This window comes from Marinobacter sp. ES-1 (genome assembly GCF_000475255.1).
Lineage (GTDB): Bacteria > Pseudomonadota > Gammaproteobacteria > Pseudomonadales > Oleiphilaceae > Marinobacter > Marinobacter vinifirmus.
Genome location: NZ_AXBV01000003.1, coordinates 1 through 784 on the forward strand (window position 1 = coordinate 1; position 784 = coordinate 784).

The 784-nt window shown below is 59.9% G+C and carries 1 pseudogene; it reads right to left on the reverse strand.

Annotated features, from left to right (window positions below):
- Positions 1 to 531, reverse strand: a pseudogene (locus Q668_RS00470) (IS21 family transposase); the annotation flags it as partial.
- Between the last annotated feature and the right edge of the window lie 253 nt (positions 532 to 784).

The window sequence follows — 784 nt, forward strand, 5'->3', positions numbered from 1 at the left end:
CCAGGTGGCCTCGGCGAAGGTATAACTGGACGCGCCTAGCACGGCCACAAAGACCTGAGCCTTGCGCATCTCGCCAGTGCTGCGGTCCACCACCGGCACGGTGGGACCACAGTAGTCGATAAAGATCTTCTCACCGGCCCGATGGACCTGGCGCATGCTGCGCCGCTGCCGGCCTCGCCAGAGCCGGTAATGGTGGCAGAATTGGCTGTACCGGCGGGCCTTGTCGCCATGGCGTTCCACGTACTCGGCCCACAGCAGTTGCAGGGTCACGCCCTTGGTCTTGAGTTCCTGATGAACCTGGAAGTAGTCGGGTTCAGCAAATCGAGATGGGGGTGTCTTGGCCGGGAACAGCTGAGCCTCTAACCGTACTTCATCCGTGCCTTCCGGCAACGGCCAGGTGATGCCCTGCGCAGTGGCCAGGCTGACATACTTGCCGACCACGCCCTTGGAGAGCCCGCAGGCACGGGCAATGCGCTCATGGCTCAGGCCCGCTTCGTACTTGAGGCGCAAGACCTCGATGATCTGTCGCATGGAAATCCTCGCTGCCGGCATCCGCCCTTCCTCGTAATGAAAAAGAAACGGGTATGCCGGATAAAGTTGAAGAATTCCAGCGTGTTGGCAGTGATTCCGGAGGAACGTGACCGGTGATTCCGGCATTGTGACCAGCGATTCCGGAAAAACGCCCGAAATCGGTCACGATAAAACGGAATGAGCGGTCACGATCAACCGGAACAGGCGGTCACGTTCAAACGGAATGGGCGGTCACGATGGGCCGGAATATGCA